Source organism: Ruegeria profundi, assembly GCF_020171505.1.
Lineage (GTDB): Bacteria > Pseudomonadota > Alphaproteobacteria > Rhodobacterales > Rhodobacteraceae > Ruegeria > Ruegeria profundi.
The window spans coordinates 29999-45294 of record NZ_JAIUZS010000003.1; the positions used below are offsets into that span (position 1 = coordinate 29999).

The 15296-nt window shown below is 54.6% G+C and carries 15 protein-coding genes and 3 pseudogenes; 5 read left to right on the forward strand and 13 right to left on the reverse strand.

The features are described from left to right. Window positions 1-283: 283 nt before the first annotated feature. From LCM21_RS06330 to LCM21_RS06340, 3 genes are read right to left on the reverse strand one after another with little or no spacing between them, the layout of a single operon-like run. Window positions 284-1159, reverse strand: coding sequence for a polysaccharide deacetylase family protein (locus LCM21_RS06330; RefSeq protein WP_224889838.1), 876 nt, complete (start codon window positions 1157-1159; stop codon window positions 284-286). Window positions 1160-1170: 11 nt separating this feature from the next. After that, entirely contained in the window at window positions 1171-2517 is a 1347-nt protein-coding gene (locus tag LCM21_RS06335; protein ID WP_224889839.1) for an amidase family protein, read from the reverse strand. A 50-nt stretch (window positions 2518-2567) separates the two neighbouring features. Further along, a complete protein-coding gene (locus tag LCM21_RS06340) occupies window positions 2568-4076 on the reverse strand; it encodes an NCS1 family transporter (RefSeq protein WP_224889840.1) in 1509 nt (502 codons plus the stop codon). A 179-nt stretch (window positions 4077-4255) separates the two neighbouring features. Between LCM21_RS06340 and LCM21_RS06345 the strand changes: the two genes are divergently transcribed. Further along, window positions 4256-5272: a GntR family transcriptional regulator gene (locus tag LCM21_RS06345; protein ID WP_224889841.1), complete on the forward strand. Its 1017-nt coding sequence runs from the start codon at window positions 4256-4258 to the stop codon at window positions 5270-5272. A 153-nt stretch (window positions 5273-5425) separates the two neighbouring features. Here LCM21_RS06345 and LCM21_RS06350 read toward each other — a convergent pair. After that, window positions 5426-6011: pseudogene (locus LCM21_RS06350) on the reverse strand (transposase); the annotation flags it as partial. Between the two features lie 56 nt (window positions 6012-6067). Beyond that, the gene (locus tag LCM21_RS06355; RefSeq protein ID WP_224889842.1) at window positions 6068-7561 is read right to left on the reverse strand and encodes a methyl-accepting chemotaxis protein; all 1494 of its coding nucleotides are present in this window, start codon (window positions 7559-7561) and stop codon (window positions 6068-6070) included. A 443-nt stretch (window positions 7562-8004) separates the two neighbouring features. On the opposite strand from LCM21_RS06355, the gene LCM21_RS20840 reads away from it, so the two are divergent. Then, window positions 8005-8109 (forward strand): carboxymuconolactone decarboxylase family protein, encoded by a 105-nt coding sequence (locus tag LCM21_RS20840; RefSeq protein ID WP_224890518.1) that lies wholly within the window; start codon window positions 8005-8007, stop codon window positions 8107-8109. Between the two features lie 20 nt (window positions 8110-8129). Here the strand turns inward: LCM21_RS20840 and LCM21_RS06365 are convergent. From LCM21_RS06365 to LCM21_RS06380, 4 genes and pseudogenes are all read right to left on the reverse strand, one after another. After that, a pseudogene (locus LCM21_RS06365) lies at window positions 8130-8303 on the reverse strand (IS6 family transposase); the annotation flags it as partial. A gap of 109 nt (window positions 8304-8412) precedes the next feature. Next, window positions 8413-8952, reverse strand: coding sequence for a YcnI family copper-binding membrane protein (locus LCM21_RS06370; RefSeq protein WP_224889843.1), 540 nt, complete (start codon window positions 8950-8952; stop codon window positions 8413-8415). A 396-nt stretch (window positions 8953-9348) separates the two neighbouring features. After that, the gene (locus LCM21_RS06375; protein WP_224889844.1) at window positions 9349-9615 is read right to left on the reverse strand and encodes a cupredoxin domain-containing protein; all 267 of its coding nucleotides are present in this window, start codon (window positions 9613-9615) and stop codon (window positions 9349-9351) included. 77 nt (window positions 9616-9692) lie between these two features. Then, on the reverse strand, window positions 9693-10217 hold the full coding sequence (locus tag LCM21_RS06380; RefSeq protein WP_224889845.1) for a DUF4142 domain-containing protein: 525 nt from the start codon (window positions 10215-10217) through the stop codon (window positions 9693-9695). 198 nt (window positions 10218-10415) lie between these two features. On the opposite strand from LCM21_RS06380, the gene LCM21_RS06385 reads away from it, so the two are divergent. After that, window positions 10416-10691: a cupin domain-containing protein gene (locus LCM21_RS06385; RefSeq protein ID WP_263618934.1), complete on the forward strand. Its 276-nt coding sequence runs from the start codon at window positions 10416-10418 to the stop codon at window positions 10689-10691. Here LCM21_RS06385 and LCM21_RS06390 read toward each other — a convergent pair. The 3 genes and pseudogenes from LCM21_RS06390 to LCM21_RS06400 form a co-directional block, all read right to left on the reverse strand. Continuing rightward, window positions 10658-11141: pseudogene (locus LCM21_RS06390) on the reverse strand (aminotransferase class IV); the annotation flags it as partial. The gene LCM21_RS06385 and the pseudogene LCM21_RS06390 sit on opposite strands and share 34 nt — an antisense overlap. 51 nt (window positions 11142-11192) lie before the next feature. Beyond that, on the reverse strand, window positions 11193-12143 hold the full coding sequence (locus LCM21_RS06395) for an ornithine cyclodeaminase family protein (RefSeq protein WP_224889846.1): 951 nt from the start codon (window positions 12141-12143) through the stop codon (window positions 11193-11195). Further along, window positions 12140-12994, reverse strand: a complete 855-nt coding sequence (locus tag LCM21_RS06400) for a PhzF family phenazine biosynthesis protein (protein ID WP_224889847.1) — start codon at window positions 12992-12994, stop codon at window positions 12140-12142. The genes LCM21_RS06395 and LCM21_RS06400 overlap by 4 nt, the downstream gene beginning before the upstream one ends. A 73-nt stretch (window positions 12995-13067) precedes the next feature. On the opposite strand from LCM21_RS06400, the gene LCM21_RS06405 reads away from it, so the two are divergent. After that, window positions 13068-13370, forward strand: coding sequence for an ArsR/SmtB family transcription factor (locus LCM21_RS06405; RefSeq protein WP_224889848.1), 303 nt, complete (start codon window positions 13068-13070; stop codon window positions 13368-13370). Between the two features lie 191 nt (window positions 13371-13561). Here LCM21_RS06405 and LCM21_RS06410 read toward each other — a convergent pair whose 3' ends face one another. Beyond that, window positions 13562-13879, reverse strand: a complete 318-nt coding sequence (locus LCM21_RS06410; protein WP_224889849.1) for a hypothetical protein — start codon at window positions 13877-13879, stop codon at window positions 13562-13564. Between the two features lie 356 nt (window positions 13880-14235). On the opposite strand from LCM21_RS06410, the gene nadA reads away from it, so the two are divergent. Beyond that, entirely contained in the window at window positions 14236-15288 is a 1053-nt protein-coding gene (gene nadA, locus LCM21_RS06415) for a quinolinate synthase NadA (protein WP_224889850.1), read from the forward strand. The last annotated feature ends 8 nt before the right edge of the window (window positions 15289-15296 follow it).

Below are 15296 nucleotides of genomic sequence, written 5' to 3' on the forward strand. Positions count from 1 at the left end.
CGTTGCTGACAATGGCCGTATGGCCGGTCATATTTCGTAGGACGTAACTTTGACCCTGCCAATCTGAAAGTTGAATGCGTCTGTGGGCCAGCATCCGATTTACTGCTGCAATTCGATCAGCACGATCTCGACGCCGTTGCACCGGATCTGCCGAAGCGCCTGTTTCACGCCCTGCGGCACTCCAGTGATTGTCTGTACCAAATATTCCGCATAATCCGCACATATTATGGTCCTCTGTACCGAACAGGCGGGTCGCGGTCCCGCCTGCCCGATTTGATCATGACTAGCGTGGTGCTCGTGCGTTGTAGTCGTCAGCGATCTCGTCGAAGGTGGCCCATTGCACGCCCTCGTGGCTGTTGATGTACTCGATCAGCCGCTCATGCATCAGCAGAACCTGTGGACGGCCCGAAACATCAGGGTGAATGGTCATGGTGAAAACGGCATAGTCGTTTTCACGGTAGACGTAATCGAACTGATCCTTCCACATTTGCTCAATATCGCGCGGATTGACGAAACCGTGGCTGTTCGGCGATTTTTTGATGAACATCATCGGCGGCAGATCATCCAGATACCAGTTAGCGGGGATTTCGATCAGGTCGGTTTCCTCGCCCCGCTCCAGCGGCTTCATCCAGCTATCGGGATGCTGGCTATAGTCGATCTTGGTCCAGCTATCGCCGACCCGCACCCGGTAGGGGTGAAAATCATTGTGCATCAGCGAGTGGTCGTACTTGATCCCGCGTTCCAGCAGCAGTTCGTTGGTGACATTCGAGAACTCCCACCAAGGTGCAACGTAACCGGTCGGGCGTTTGCCGCTCAGGGCTGTTGCCAACTCAATCGACTTGTCCAGGATGGCCGTTTCCTGCTCTCGGGTCATCGCAATTGGGTTTTCATGCGAATAGCCGTGAATGCCGATTTCGTGACCTGCCTTGGCGACCGCGGCCATTTCCTCGGGGAAGGTTTCAATCGAGTGACCCGGAATGAACCAGGTTGTCCTGATGCCATATTTTTCGAACAGTTTCAGCAATCTCGGCGAGCCGACTTCACCCGCGAACATCCCGCGCGAGATGTCATCAGGCGAATCCTCACCGCCATATGAACCGAGCCAGCCGGCAACGGCATCGACATCCACGCCATAAGCGACAAAAATCTTCTTTGTCATTTCATTCTCCCTTACGTGTTTAAGATTGGATGGGTAAGTGCGGGAATGAGCTGTTCGGCTTGGGACAGCAGCCCATCGTCATTTCCGGACGCGGCCGATAGCAGGATCGAACCCTCGACCCGGCCACCCGCGTCGCGCAGCGGCACAGCAAGACCGGGCCAGTCCAAAAGGCTGCCGACCATTGTGGCGGCCAGCAATCTGGCGTTCAGTTCCTGCGCCGCGTCTGGGTCGTTCTGGTAAACAGGTAACGAATGGCGCAGCGAGGGCACTGTAGGAAAGGCGAGCAGCCTGTTCCCGATCTCGGCGCGGGCGGCAGAAATCAACTGTTCCCGCTTGTGCAGGTAACTGGCATATTGCGCGTCGCTGAGAACCGGTGCTTGCTCTAGCCGCGCGCGGATCATCGGATCAATCTTATTGGCCTGTGCGCTGGCAAGCAGATCTGCATATTTCCGCCTAGCCTCGATTGCGACCAGCGGCCCCTCAGAGGCGGTTAAAACACGCAACTCATCAACCGATTTCAGACGCGCAGGACGCACAGTCCATCCAGCCGCTGTGATATGGCCAAGCGCCGCCTCATAGGCTGCAGAAACATCCTGCCCCCAAGCCGGTCCTAAGGAAGCTGAAAGGTCCAGTATTTCGGTCTTCGCTGCGTCGGGTTTTGGGGTCGGTTGGATGCTCAGAACTTGATCGGCCGAACGCAGCACGTCAAAGGACCGCGCCAGCGTGCCAACGGTATCAAGAGTCCGGGACAGCTCGTGAACACCAGCTCTGTCATAGCGGTTCGAACTGGGTTTGAAGCCATAAATGCCGTTCAGCACCGCAGGCAGTCGGATGGACCCCGAAGTGTCCGTTCCCACCCCCAGATCAGCCAGACCAGCCGCAACCAGAACTGCGGATCCTGACGTTGACCCCCCCGGCAGCAGCGGGACCGTCTCCGACAAGGCCGATGGCGGCGTGCCGAAATGCGGATTGATGCCAAGGCCTGAGAAGGCGAATTCCGACAGCCCGGTTCTTGCAAGAGATACTCCTCCGGCCGCCTCAAGTAACGCGACACAACGCGCGTCCTGCATCGCCGGTGGCGCAGATTTGCGCAGCTCCGATCCGCACGTGGTCACCTGCCCCTTCTGATCTATGATGTCCTTCCAAACGACACCCATCCCGTCCAAAGGCCCCAATGACCGGCCGTGAGCGGCCCGTTCCTCAGCCTGCGTTGCCAGCTTCATCGCGCGATCTGCCGTGATGGCTGTGCAGGCGCCTGAGGCCTTCCAGCTTTCCAGTGCCCGCAGCGCAGCGACGGTCTGGTCGGTCGCCGAGGCTGTCTTTGCCTCGGCTGGGTGATGTTCGTGAAACACTGTCATGATGTTCTCCATGGGCGGGTGTGGTCTGCACCCGCCCGGATTGAGCCGGCTTACAAGTCTTCGCGGGCGACCGCATCCGCCGGAATGTCCGCGGTTCTGACCCGCTGCATTCCGCTTTCCGCTGTGTAGACCCAGTTCATGTTCACCGATGTCGCAAGGTATTTCTCATCGTCCGGGTCTTTGATCTCGGCCTGATCATGACGCGGCAGAATCCAGACTTTCATCAGGATGAAATACACTGCCATCGCAGTCGGGAAGCCAACGACATAGGCGTATTGGATGAAGTACAGTGCCAGTCCACCGCCAACGACCCAGGCAATCAGACCCGCCGGGTTCCAGCCACCAAAGTAACGGAACTGGCCGTGTTCACGGTACAGTTCAGGTACGTTCAGGCGGCGACCACGGATCAGGAAATAGTCGCAAACCATGATACCGCCCACTGCAGAAAGCATTGCCCCATACATGCCAAGATAGGTGAACAGATGGTTCAGGATCAGCCAGGGCATAGTGAGCGTGCCAACGATACCCGCAATCAAGATACCCATCGCATAGGTGATACGCGGTGCGCCAGCGTTCACGAAGGTCAGCGCGGCAGGGATCAGGTTTGCGCTGGTGTTGGTGGACCATTGCGCCAGGATTACCATCACCAGCAAAACAATCAGCGTTATCCCGGTCCCCTGCTCCTGAATGACGTTGATCGGATTCCAGTCACCGGTCGCGATAAACGAAACTGCCCCGATCAGCGCGATCCAACTCTGCGCCACCGGCAGCGCGATGAACTGCGCCATAAAAATATTGCGGTTGCGCCGAAAGAAGCTTTTCTCGCCACCTTCAGTCTTCAAAAACCGGGTAATATTCGGGATATCCACTGCAAGCGGCGACCAGAATGCCATGTTGGCCACGAAGAGCGCGATAATGCTCATTTCCCCATCGCCGGCAAAGGTCCAGATGTTGTGTCCACCTGCCGCAGCAACGTTCTCGAGGGTAAAATACATCCAGATCGAAATCGCGATGATCGCGGGCGCCGCAATGCTGGCAAGCAACTGAACGGCCCGGATACCCATAGCGGTATTGATGATCTGAACCAGTCCGAAAACGATATACCAGAATACCCAGCTGTCGAACCCGCCGAAGTAGGACACGATACCGTTCAGCGCGAGCGCTCCGAGGTAGGTCTGAATGCCGAACCAAGCAGCCGCCACGATCCCTCGTGTGACCGAAGGTAAATGTGTGCCAACAGTGCCAAACGGTGCCCGCAGATAGACGGCAAAGCTGATGCCGTGCTCGGTGCCAATATCCGCCGTGAGCGCCATTACCAGACCTAGCGTAAGGTTAGCGAGAAATATCGTGGCGATCACCGTTGTCAGGGGCAGCCCGGCGACCCCGCCCGCTCCCAACTGGAACGTTGCGATGATCACCGCCATACCGATCCAAATCCACACATATCCCAGTCCACCAATCGTCCGCTGATTTAGCCAGACCGGTAGAATGGACTCCTCTAGTAGATGCGATCTTTCATCTGAATACGGGTTCTGCTCCGTTGCTTCGGAAAGTGCCATTCTGTGTCCTCCAGCACATTAATGATTTTTCGTATTCATAAGATCGTTTTTTAAAAAAGAGAAGTCTTTTGTTTTGTGATCTGGCCCCTTAGGATATTGAGCGGCGAGAGGCTTAGCGCTCTGCAAGTTCCAGCCGACGGCCGGGATTTCAGGGCAAAACGCAAAGGTTTAGTAAGAATTTGTCGATAATTCCCAGATACATATCGATCTCTCAGGCAATCAGGGACGCCATCAACGCCGGTCGGCTGGAGACCGGTCAAGTTCTGACCGAAGAACCTTTGGCACGACATTTTGATGCCAGCAGAACCACCATCCGAAAGGCGCTTGCTGAGCTTCACACGACGCAATTAATCACGCGTTTCGACGGCCGCGGCTTTCTTGTCGGAAGTGATTCTTCTGCCCCTCCGCGCCGAGATTCGATCGAGCGGGCTTTGTTTGACTCGAAGACAAGTGGCACGATCCCAAGGGCCGTTTCCAACACTGACCAAATGCTACCAGTCCTGCGCGAAGAACTGATACGCGCCCTACCCTTTGGCCCTCTGCAAATTAACGAAGTGCGGCTAACCGATCGTTTTTCCGTCAGCCGGTCAGTCGTCCGTGACATGCTCTCGCAACTCCGTAGTTCCGGCATTGTCGAGAAGAGTGAGCGCTCAAAATGGGTGCTCCCGGTTTTGACCGCTTTAGATGTGCGCAACCACTATCAATTGCGCATCTTGCTTGAGCCTGTCGCCCTTGCTGAGGCCGCGCCGCGGATCGAAAAATCACATATTGATAGCGCCCTTGCCTTTGCCAAGGAACTTAGCAGCCAGGAAGCTGAACCAAGTGCGGCTGCCCTTTCGGAATTAGAGAATGCGCTGCATGTTCAGGCGCTGTCTGGCTGCACGAACACCCATCTGCTCAAGGTCCTCCAAAAATCGCGTCTGGTCCTGGCAATCAATGAGATGTTTCGCCTCCTTCTTGGCCGGTCTCCTGCAGCAGGCCGGCTTATTCAAGAACACATCTCGGTTCTCGAAGCACTGGCGCGCAACGACACGGCGAATGCAGCTTCACTGCTGGAACTTCATCTTCAGGAAGCACGGGAGCGGACGTGCAGAAGGCTACAAACTCTATCTGTTTTGCCGTCGCCAAAACTGCCTGGCTATCTGACCCAGGGAACGGTTTCGATAAACCAAACAGCATTGCTCAAAGAGAAATAGGTTTATTTTCTGCTTCGGATCGCAAGCCGATTTCCATCAGAAACGATCAACTTCTCATTAAGGCGTTCGGGGAAGACCATTTTCGCCGGGACCGCTGCAATAGATTGCGCAGATAGCAGCATGCCTGACGCTGTTTTGTTTCAGGCGGGTACCCACCGGTTCCAGATGGAAGGCGGCCTTGCCGACCCAATCAGCCAAAGTGGTCCGGTGAATTTCGATGCCTGCACAAATCAGGATTTGGGATTGCCTGTGAAGCGGACAGTGATCCGCATATTTTGACACCCATTGACCGGCAGGCGATTTGGCAAAGCCAAATCTGCCGAGGGGGCACGTGCGCAATTGTGGCCTCGGTCGGCATCCCACCTGGTATCAGGTGCGCCGGAGCGGGTGCTTGGACGATGCCTTCTTCGCAGGAACGGCAGGCATATTGCGGGCGGCGGGTGACGACCACGCGGAGCTGGGCGATTACGACATCAAGCCGCTCGCTGACATCCTCGCCAATCACATGCCGGTCAGCGCCACAACAGCAAACCGTGCTGTCCAGCTCGGTCACCTCTTCGATGCGCGGCAAATCTTTGGGCAATGATACCCGGTTGGACTTGCGTGGCGTCGAGGTTCGCGTACGCGTGACAAGCGGATTGGCTTCGCCATCGGCCTCGACCCGAGCAATCCCGGTTTCGATGTCTTCCAGAGCGCGCTCGAACCGGTCGGGATCAACCTTTTCGGATTTACGGCCATAACCTTGCCACGCAACCGCGGATCAAACCATGTGCAGCGCGGTCCACTTCATACTCTTCAGGGTTTCCCGCCGACAACCTGGAGCTCTGGAGGTCGGGCGTGGTCCTTGGGGGCATCCTCTGCGGCCGCGTACTTTTCTTTTCTGGTGACCTGGAAAGACCCAACAAGCTCAGCGAGCATGCTTACCTCCTGCTGCATTGAAAAAGCTGCAGCCGTTGTCTGCTCGACCATTGCAGCATTTTGCTGGGTAACCTGGTCAAGCTGCACAACACCGGTGTTAATTTCGGAAAGGCCTGTCGATTGCTCCTGAGCGGAACTCGCCGCATCCCCGGTCAGTTCCGATGTCCGTTTGATGTCGGCAACCATTCGATCAAGGGCGCTCCCTGTTTCATCGACAAGAGCCACACCGCTTTCCACATGCGCCGAGCTGACATTGATCAGTGTTTTGATTTCATTTGCCGATTCAGTCGTCTTCTGTGCGAGCGACCGCACCTCCGAGGCCACGACTACGAACCCGCGTCCGGATTCTCCAGCACGAGCGGCTTCGACACCTGCATTGAGTGCGAGCAGATTTGTCTGGAAGGCGATATCATCAATCACGCTGATGATCTGGGAAATTCTGCTGGATGACTCCTCGATCTCCTGCATCTTCTGGATTGCATTTTTGACCACGTCGGTGCCTTGCTCAGCGTGGATGCGCGTCTCAGAGACCGTCCGGTTGGTTGCCGCTGTCGCTTCCGCTGACGATCGCATGCTCACCGTAATTTCCTCCAAAGCGGCTGCGGTCTCTTCTAGAGTGGCTGCCTGAGACTCGGTGCGCTTGGAAAGATCCTCCGCCGATTGCGCAACCTCATTCGCAATGACGTGCAGGCTGTTGGCAGTGTCCTGGACCGAGACCATAGTCTCGCGCAGCGTCTGCATGAGCCCGTTAAAGGATTCCCTGACAGGGTTGAACCGTTCGGGGAAGTCGCTGTCCTTAGGAGAAGGAATAGGTGCGGTCATATCCCGTGCAGCCATCCGGCTAATGCCGTCGATAAGATGCCGGAATGCGGCTTCTTGCTCTTCCCTCTCGGCTGCAAAATGCGCATCCAATATGATGTGGGTATCCAGTGCAAAAGCACGAGTCAAAGCGGTAAAAATTGCCGGCAGGTTTCTGTATCTCCATGCTCCGCTGAGGCCGCCGTATTTTTTTAGCAACAGCTCCTGGATATGGGAGGTCACGTTCGCATAGCCAGACAGATAAAAGAGAAACGGCAGGCCGATCTTGGGGTGGATCCGACCAATGCGATAGGCTGACGCAAAATAGGCCTCGCTGAATTCTCCGGACAGAAGCATCTCCCAGTGCCGCTGCTGCCCTGCTTTGGCGCGTTCCATCAGGGCTTTGTCGGGAAAGAACCGTGCCGTTTCCGGGTCTTCGGTAATAATGGCGTAGAAGTGATCCAGAACCTCCGGCAGAAGGGGGACAATTAACTCCCCGCCCTTGGTCAGGTAGCCTCTCGCCTCGCCATTCAGGCCAAACTTCGAGAGAACTTTTGCGTGTTCGGGTGACATCTTCTTTCCTTCCAAACGTAAAACGCAGTTTCGGCGTTTCGCTCTCGTAAAGCGGAAACGGTAAAAGACTGGTTTCAGATGTGGGATTTATTTACTGGGTACTGCCAAATTGTTCTTGCTTCGTCTTTGCAATAACAGCGACCAAAAATCGTACCGATTTCCGTGTCTCGCCTATAATGCTTTTGCTTCCTGCGTGAGATCATCGCCTAGGCCGTCTGGGTCTATCAGCAATTCAACATGAGCGCTTCTGATATCGAAGGCGTTCTTGCCGAGCGCGAGGTCGTTGCAAGTCGTGAAGCGATCCTGCTTCGGGTCAATCGGTTTCGCCGACACTTTGCGGCAAGCATCAAGAGAGATCGGTTTTCGCCTGGGAATAGATGGCACTCAGCCCTCAATTGTCGGCCGGGCATACCTTCATGTAGGATGGGTTCAATACGTCGAGCCTGGACACACAAGAGCGGCAGGTCGTCTACTTAACTGCCAACCTTACGAATGAATGTAACTATTGTGTGCCTTGGCACACTATTCTGGCTGAGCAGGCCGGTTGAAGTCAAATGACGTTGACGCCCTACGAGATGGCGGAAAGCTGATAGCGGCGCGGGCGAATGACGGTGTTGATCTGATCTTGGGCAGCCAGAAGTCTCTGTGCTTGTAAGGGAGATTTGAACCGTCCCATCAGCTTCTCGCGTTTTCGTGTTGGCATGTGCGAGTCTTCGATCCGATTGTTCAAGCCCCAATGCGCGACCGGCATACGGCGGCTGACAAATGGCACCTGGATGAATTCATCGATGCCCCCTGCGTCCTAACCAAGGCAATAGCAACCGAACGGCAGTTAACGTGACAAGGACCATTCAGTGGCTGTGGCCCTCATCAGCACTCGCCGGCACAACCAAAACACTTGGTGCCGGAGCTTCCAGGTTATGACCGTCTTGCCCAGCCTCAGGGATTTCGATCCAGTATCGCTCGCTGTTCGCGCATTCCTGGATCGCGGGAATGTAGAGAGTTTCGCCTGCAGTTACATGATCGCTGATCCAGGCGCGGAATACAAATTCATCATAGTAAGCGTTCAGAAGCTCTCCGGACCATATGATTTCCTGCACGCCTTCCGAGACGGTGCTACCATAATATTCGTAACTGTTCCGGTATTCGCCGATCACTGTTTCAAGTGTCCATCCGGCTTTGACCATCGGCTGCGCCGCGATTAATCCCTCTGGGATTTGGACACGGACGCGCAAGGTTGCCTCGTCTCCGCAGCCATGGGGAATGCGCAGCGTCAGACGCGCGGTTTCCCCCTGCACAACCTCGGTTTCTGCCAGGGAAACATGCGCATTCGCCTGGGATGCGAATATCAGCAAAGAAGTAATCGCAGTGAATGAAGTGATTTGTTTCATGGGTTCTGTTTTTGCTTTGCGTTCTGATTCAGTTGGATTTCGAAACGAGGCTGGGACGCCGGGTGTGTTTTTCGAGCGGGCCTTTGATCAGGCTGGGTTTTTGAAGATCATAAGATGTTTTCGGTCGAGAGGAATTCGGCTGTCCTGAGTGCGATCTCAAAGTGGTGCCTTGTTTGTGAACAAGCTCGCCCCAAAGTATACCGCCGACTGGCGAGGGTCGTAATTGCAGTCAAGTCTAACAGCAGCAGCCAAACCAGCAGTACATACCACGCGATGCAGCACTGCCTCTGGGGTCTGCTCTGCGCCCAATTCGACATATGCTGCGGGCCACTCAGATGTCTGCTCTTCTTTGGTATGCAACTCCCGCCTGGGCATCCGCTATGCTTCTTTGGCCCGCTACTCGATAATCTCGATCTGACCTTTCATGTGCGGGTGGAAAGCACAAAAATAGGACAATTCCATAGCTTCAAACACTTCGATCGAAGCCGTGTCGTTCCGTTCCAGGGTCTCAGTTTCCCACCCAAACTCATCAGCGGTTGCCGTGTGAGGAGCAATGTCCTTGTTGGTCCATCGTATGGTGTCGCCAATGCGTACTTGGACCACGGCAGGAAGATACTCGAATGATCGAATCTCAACTTCGTGCACCACCGGCGTTTCGGCCATAAGAAGCTGCGGAATCGGAGCGGCTGCTACTGCAGCCGCTCCAACAATCACGCCCCTGCGTGTTGGTAAATCCCGCTTCACTGCAGCGATTTAACCATCATTTCGGCGTGACCTTCATGGGCCTTGAATATTTCAAGGCCCTGCTCGAACAGCGCCTTTACTTCGGCATTGTCGATATTCGGGATCATAGTGTTCTCGACCAGATCGTTCACCGCCTTGTGATAGGCGAGTTCGTTGGCTGCATATGCCGCGTCAAACTCTGCGCCGCGCAGTTTTACGAAGCCATCAATAATCTCGTCTGCATTTGCATTGAGCTGCTGGCTGAATGCATTGTCTTGCGCCGATGCACCAAGCTTGTCGAGAAGGCCCAATGCGGCTTCGTTAACCGCGGTATGGTCGCGGATCATTGTGTTTGCAAACTCATGGATGTCGGGATTGTTCGACAGCGCAAGCGCCAGATGCGCGTAGCGAATATCGATGTTATCGGCCGTGTAGGCGATATGTGCGTATTCAAGATCACTCATGTCAGCAACATCCTTTGCGGACGCCTGAACACCTGCCATGGACAGAGCGATTGCAACCGTGGTCAGAAGCTTTTTCATGCCGGAATTTCCTTTAGATTGTTGATACCGTATGAGTACCCACAGGATCTGATGTATTTGAATGCGCGAACGTTCTAAATGTCATGCAGATAGTTCAGACCTCTGTACAAGTTCGTTGAGACCTCTGTACACGTTCGCTTTGGGCCGTATGGTTTTACCCTGCTTGATCTTCTGAGTGACATCCTGACCAACCTTTCCATGCGCGGAACGATCTATTTTCGCGCATCATTCACAAGGCTGTGGGGCGTCGCAGTTCCAAGCTGTGGAAACGTTGCGAGATTTCACTTCGCGCATCGCGGCAACTGTCTTATTCGCGTCGATGGTGTCGATGAACCCATTGGTCTAGCGCAAGGGGATTTGGTTATCATCCCCACGGAACAGCTCACGTTCTATACTGCGGCCAAGATCCCAAAAACACGATTCTGCCGCTCGATACGGTTCCGGGTGATGATGCAATCACCTTTCACGATATAGGCATTGTTCGAAGTACCTTCGGCCACAAGGCCGTCAGCGACGAGCCAGGCATCGTCGCAGCCTTCTCCCTTTGCTTCCATCTTTGCAAGCGAGGGATAGAGAAGCTGCACCGTCTTGATATCTCGCCTCGCCCATCGCAGGTCTGGCAAAGTTTTGACCTTAAACGCCAGCTGCTCGATGGGGATGTCGGCAATCCCAGGTTTTGACTGCGTGAACATTACAACCGACTGATTTGTCCCCTCCGGTGGAAAGGCAAAGTCGCGCTCAGCAATACCGCGCGTGACTTGAACATAAACCAGACCATCGGTGATGGCGTTTTTCTTGATCAGGTTCAGCTGGATCCGGCGCACCTCATCCAACGGCGTCGGCAAACAGGTAACCGCGGTCAAAAACCGATATCCTTGCTTCCCGCTGTTCTAAAAAGCTGCCGTTTACATACACTGTTGTCATTTTGTCTTGCCTTACATTTTGAAACTAGGGACCGGACGTTTCTTACCGCTGTTACCCGATTGCGGCTGAGGCAAGCTCTCCCCAAATGGCATTTACGGTGGTCAAATCCTGCACACCCAACCCCGAGAGGCATGCGACAGTTGTTGCCTTCCTGTTCCCGCTTTCCCGCGAAATCACGGATCCGATTTCGGTAAATGCGTCTTCGGTCAACACATTTGCCGAGAGCGCGCGGGCTGTTGCCCCGTACATTAGAGCCGTGGCCTTTGAGTCGACAAAAACCTCTGAGTCTTTCAGGATTTCCGGATCAATCTCGCATTTGGTGGTGTCGTCCGATCCGACAGAGGTGATGTGATGGCCCGGTCTGAGCCAATCGGCCTGTATCAAGGGCTCTTTTGCTCCGGTCGCGGTTACAATCACATCGGCTTTGGCAACTGCAGTCGGCAAGTCATCAACCACTTGCAAGGACACCCCGGTGAGACGCGACTCCAAAGATAAACATAGCTCACTGGCTTTGGCGCGATCCCGCCCCCAGATCTTAAAGGTCTTGATTGCGCGCACCGCAAGCAAGGCTTCAGCCTGCAACCGCGCTTGCGTCCCGGTTCCGACGATCAAGGCGGACCGGGCCGATTGCGGAGCCAACAGTCTTGCCACCACCGCACCTGCCGCCGCGGTCCGGTAATCCGAAATCAGATGGTCGTCTTGCAGGATGGCCAGCGGCTTGCAGGTTTTGCTGTCAAAAACCGCAATCATACCACTGGATGCCGGTTCGCCCCGATCTGCGAGGATCTGGGACCAGCCCGCCATCTTGACCGTAAAAATCGGACACCCGGGCAGAGACGCCGACTTGACATGGATGTCGGCCAGATCATTGGGATGCAGAACATAAACGGGCGATTGCGCCCTGCCGTCCGAGATCGCCTGGAATGCTAACTCTGCGGCCGGGATCAATTGCTCGATGTTTAAAAACGGGCGGATGGTTTCTGAGCCGATGACTGGGATCATGGCGCAATCACTTCACCGCGGCCGACATAAGCGACTTCGCCTGCGACCGTCACTCTTTTGATGTCGTCAGGCGTGCCGAAGGGCGTCACGATTATCTCGCTCGGCCGCCCCATAAAGTGGCCCTGCTTCAAAGGAAAACTGCGGCCTGATTCCGCCAGTCCATGTTTTAGAGCATAGGCTCCAACCACGCCAGCGGCGCTGCCGGTTGCGACATCCTCCATGACCCCGTCATTGTTCCAATGCCGCCCTTCAAATGTGTGGACATCGAGCAGATATGCAAACTCCGCCCCGAAACGTTTCAGCGACTGCTCCAAATCGGGAACTGTGATCTGCGCGTCCTTCAACCCTCCCAAAACCGGAACGACGAGGTATTTCAAACCTGTTGAGATGACGTCCAGCGGAAAGTCAGCAAGTTGATCCAGATTAAAAGCTCTGGCAATGCCCTGCCGTTCTTGCGCGTCGACCGTACCGATTATCTCGGGCCTGCCTTGATCAAGTGCGCCGAAATAGTGCCCATCCCGGTACTGCGTCGAAACAATGACCTCTCTTCCGCCCTGCAAGCTGATCGTCCACTCCCGCGAGCCTTCGGTGCCCGCTTCTCTATGCAATGTGCAAGCAGCACCGATAATGGGGTGACCTGCAAATGGTAGCTCCTCAAAGAGATCAAACACTCGTGCAGAGATTTGACCATTGTTCTCACTCAGGAAGATCGACTCAAAGTGTCGCATCTCCTGGGTAATGGTCAGCATTTGTTCGCCGGTCAGCCCTTCGGAATCTGTAAATACTGCCAGACTATTGCCGCTATAGGGCTTGGCCGCGAAAACATCGCAGTGAATGAAGTTGATGGTCAACTTAGGAGGTGGCATAAGGAACCTGCATAGCAAATGATCTATATAGATAGGTATCTATTCAGTGGATGTATATGTGTCAACAGCCCAAGCACTGCGCGCCTTGGCCCATGAGAACCGATTGCGAATTGTGCACTGGCTCTCAGAGCCCGAACATCACTTTCCACCGCAGGTCGATGGTGATTTGGTCAAAGACGGGGTATGCGTGGGCTTCATCACGGAAAAGATTGGCTTGAAGCAACCGACCGTGACCAACCACATGCAAATTCTGCAAGAGGCTGGCTTGGTCGAGAGCAAGAAGATTAAAAACTGGGTATTCTACAAGCTGCGACCAGATCAGATCGAAAATGTGCTTCGAAAAGTCGGCCAGATGCTTTGAAAACGGTCACCCAAACGACCTGAGGCAAAGGAGCATCTTCACGACAAAACTTATTAGCCAGTTGGAGGCAACCGGTTCTGGACTGAGTTGCAGCCGCGTATACTTTCGTCCTCTAAACATCTTGGAACCAATTGGCGTTATAGCCAAGATCTTCGAGCAACTATGAGACCGTTGGCAAGCTGCTGAGCATCCTACCGTGGCCGTCGTAGATAGCGTGCAGCTTTTTCTACCACCCTTGGCTCGACCGATCTCGCATCCAAGCCCCCATTTTCTAAACCCATAGTGGTCGCCATTCGATAAGCTATGAGATAAATTGGATCGTCCATCACGGTCTTTTCTTCAACATGGTAAGCGGCCAAACCGACCATCACGCGCGAAAAGATGCCTTCCAGCTCCGGCGCTCCCTCCAGTTGTAAATGTTTTGTTCGGGGCGCATTCATCGAGCGCGTATCGCCGACGCAAACGGTTGTGATTAATGAAGATAATGCTACCGAACGCCAACCAATCATCGACGCTCGGTTAACCGTAGGACTTTGGCATGAGGGGTTTCTAACGCCCTGTTTGCGAGTCGCTCAAGCAAATAGATCATTCGTGCCACCGCTTCTTATTCGAACCATGAAACACCCCGCTAAACAATTAAAAATGCATCCTGATTTTGATCAGAGCGTTTCACTGCTGATTTGAGAACCAATGATGATATTCACTAGTCAAAATTCTCGATAGTTTTCATGGATCATCGAACGAAGGTCGATTCGTTTGCGACGCTAACGAATTTTGGGAACTTTTCCTCATTTACGCTGTGGATAATCGAGAAAAGGCCCGGTATCTTCACGCTCTCGTGATCAATAGGCAGAAAACCATTCCCGTGTTCGACCTACCCGCGCAGCGTGCGCACCTTTCCGAAAAATATGATCTTGCACCGTCGCCCGAGCTGGCGGCGAGCATGAGTGAAATTTATAGCCGCATGTCCCGCGTAGTGTCGCCGATGGATTGGGCAATCTACGCGCCTTACATCAAGGCGATCAACGATCTGAAGGCCGAGCGCAACGCGGTCATTCTGGGCCACAACTACATGACGCCCGAAATTTACCACGGCATTTCAGATTTTGGCGGCGACAGTCTGCAACTGGCGATCAAGGCCACCGAGGTCGAGGCGGATGTGATCGTCCAATGCGGCGTGCATTTCATGGCAGAGACGTCAAAGATCCTCAGCCCTGAAAAGACCGTGCTGATGCCGGATATGGACGCGGGCTGCTCACTAGCGGAATCAATCACGGCGGAAGGAGTCGAGGAAATGCGCCGCCGTTATCCCGGTGCGCCGGTTGTGTCCTATGTGAACACCACGGCCGAGGTCAAAGCGGCTTCAGATATCTGCTGCACCTCATCGAACGCAGCGCAGATCGTTGCTGCAATGGACAGCGACACGGTTATCATGACGCCAGATCAGTACCTGGCGCAGAATGTGGCTCGTGATGTGCCGCAAAAGAATGTGGTCTGGTGGGAAGGCTCGTGCATCGTACACGAACAATACCGTCCTCAGGACCTGCGCGATTTTCGCAAATGGAACCCCGGCACGCGTCTGATCGCGCATCCCGAATGCCCGCCAGACGTGGTGGCCGAGGCCGATTTTTCTGGATCCACCAGTGGGATCATCAAATATGTCACCGATGAAAAACCTGAAAAGGCACTGCTGATCACCGAATGCTCGATGGCGTCGAATATCGCGGATGCCTTGCCCGAGGTCGATTTTGTCGGCCCTTGCAACATGTGCCCGTACATGAAGAAGATCACACTCGAAAAGGTGCTGTTCGCGCTGGATACCATGACAGGTCAGATTGAGGTTAATGCCGAGGTCGCCGCCAAGGCGCGCCTGTCGGTGCAGCGCATGATCGACCTTTCGCGCCAACTGGGTATTTGATCAGCAAC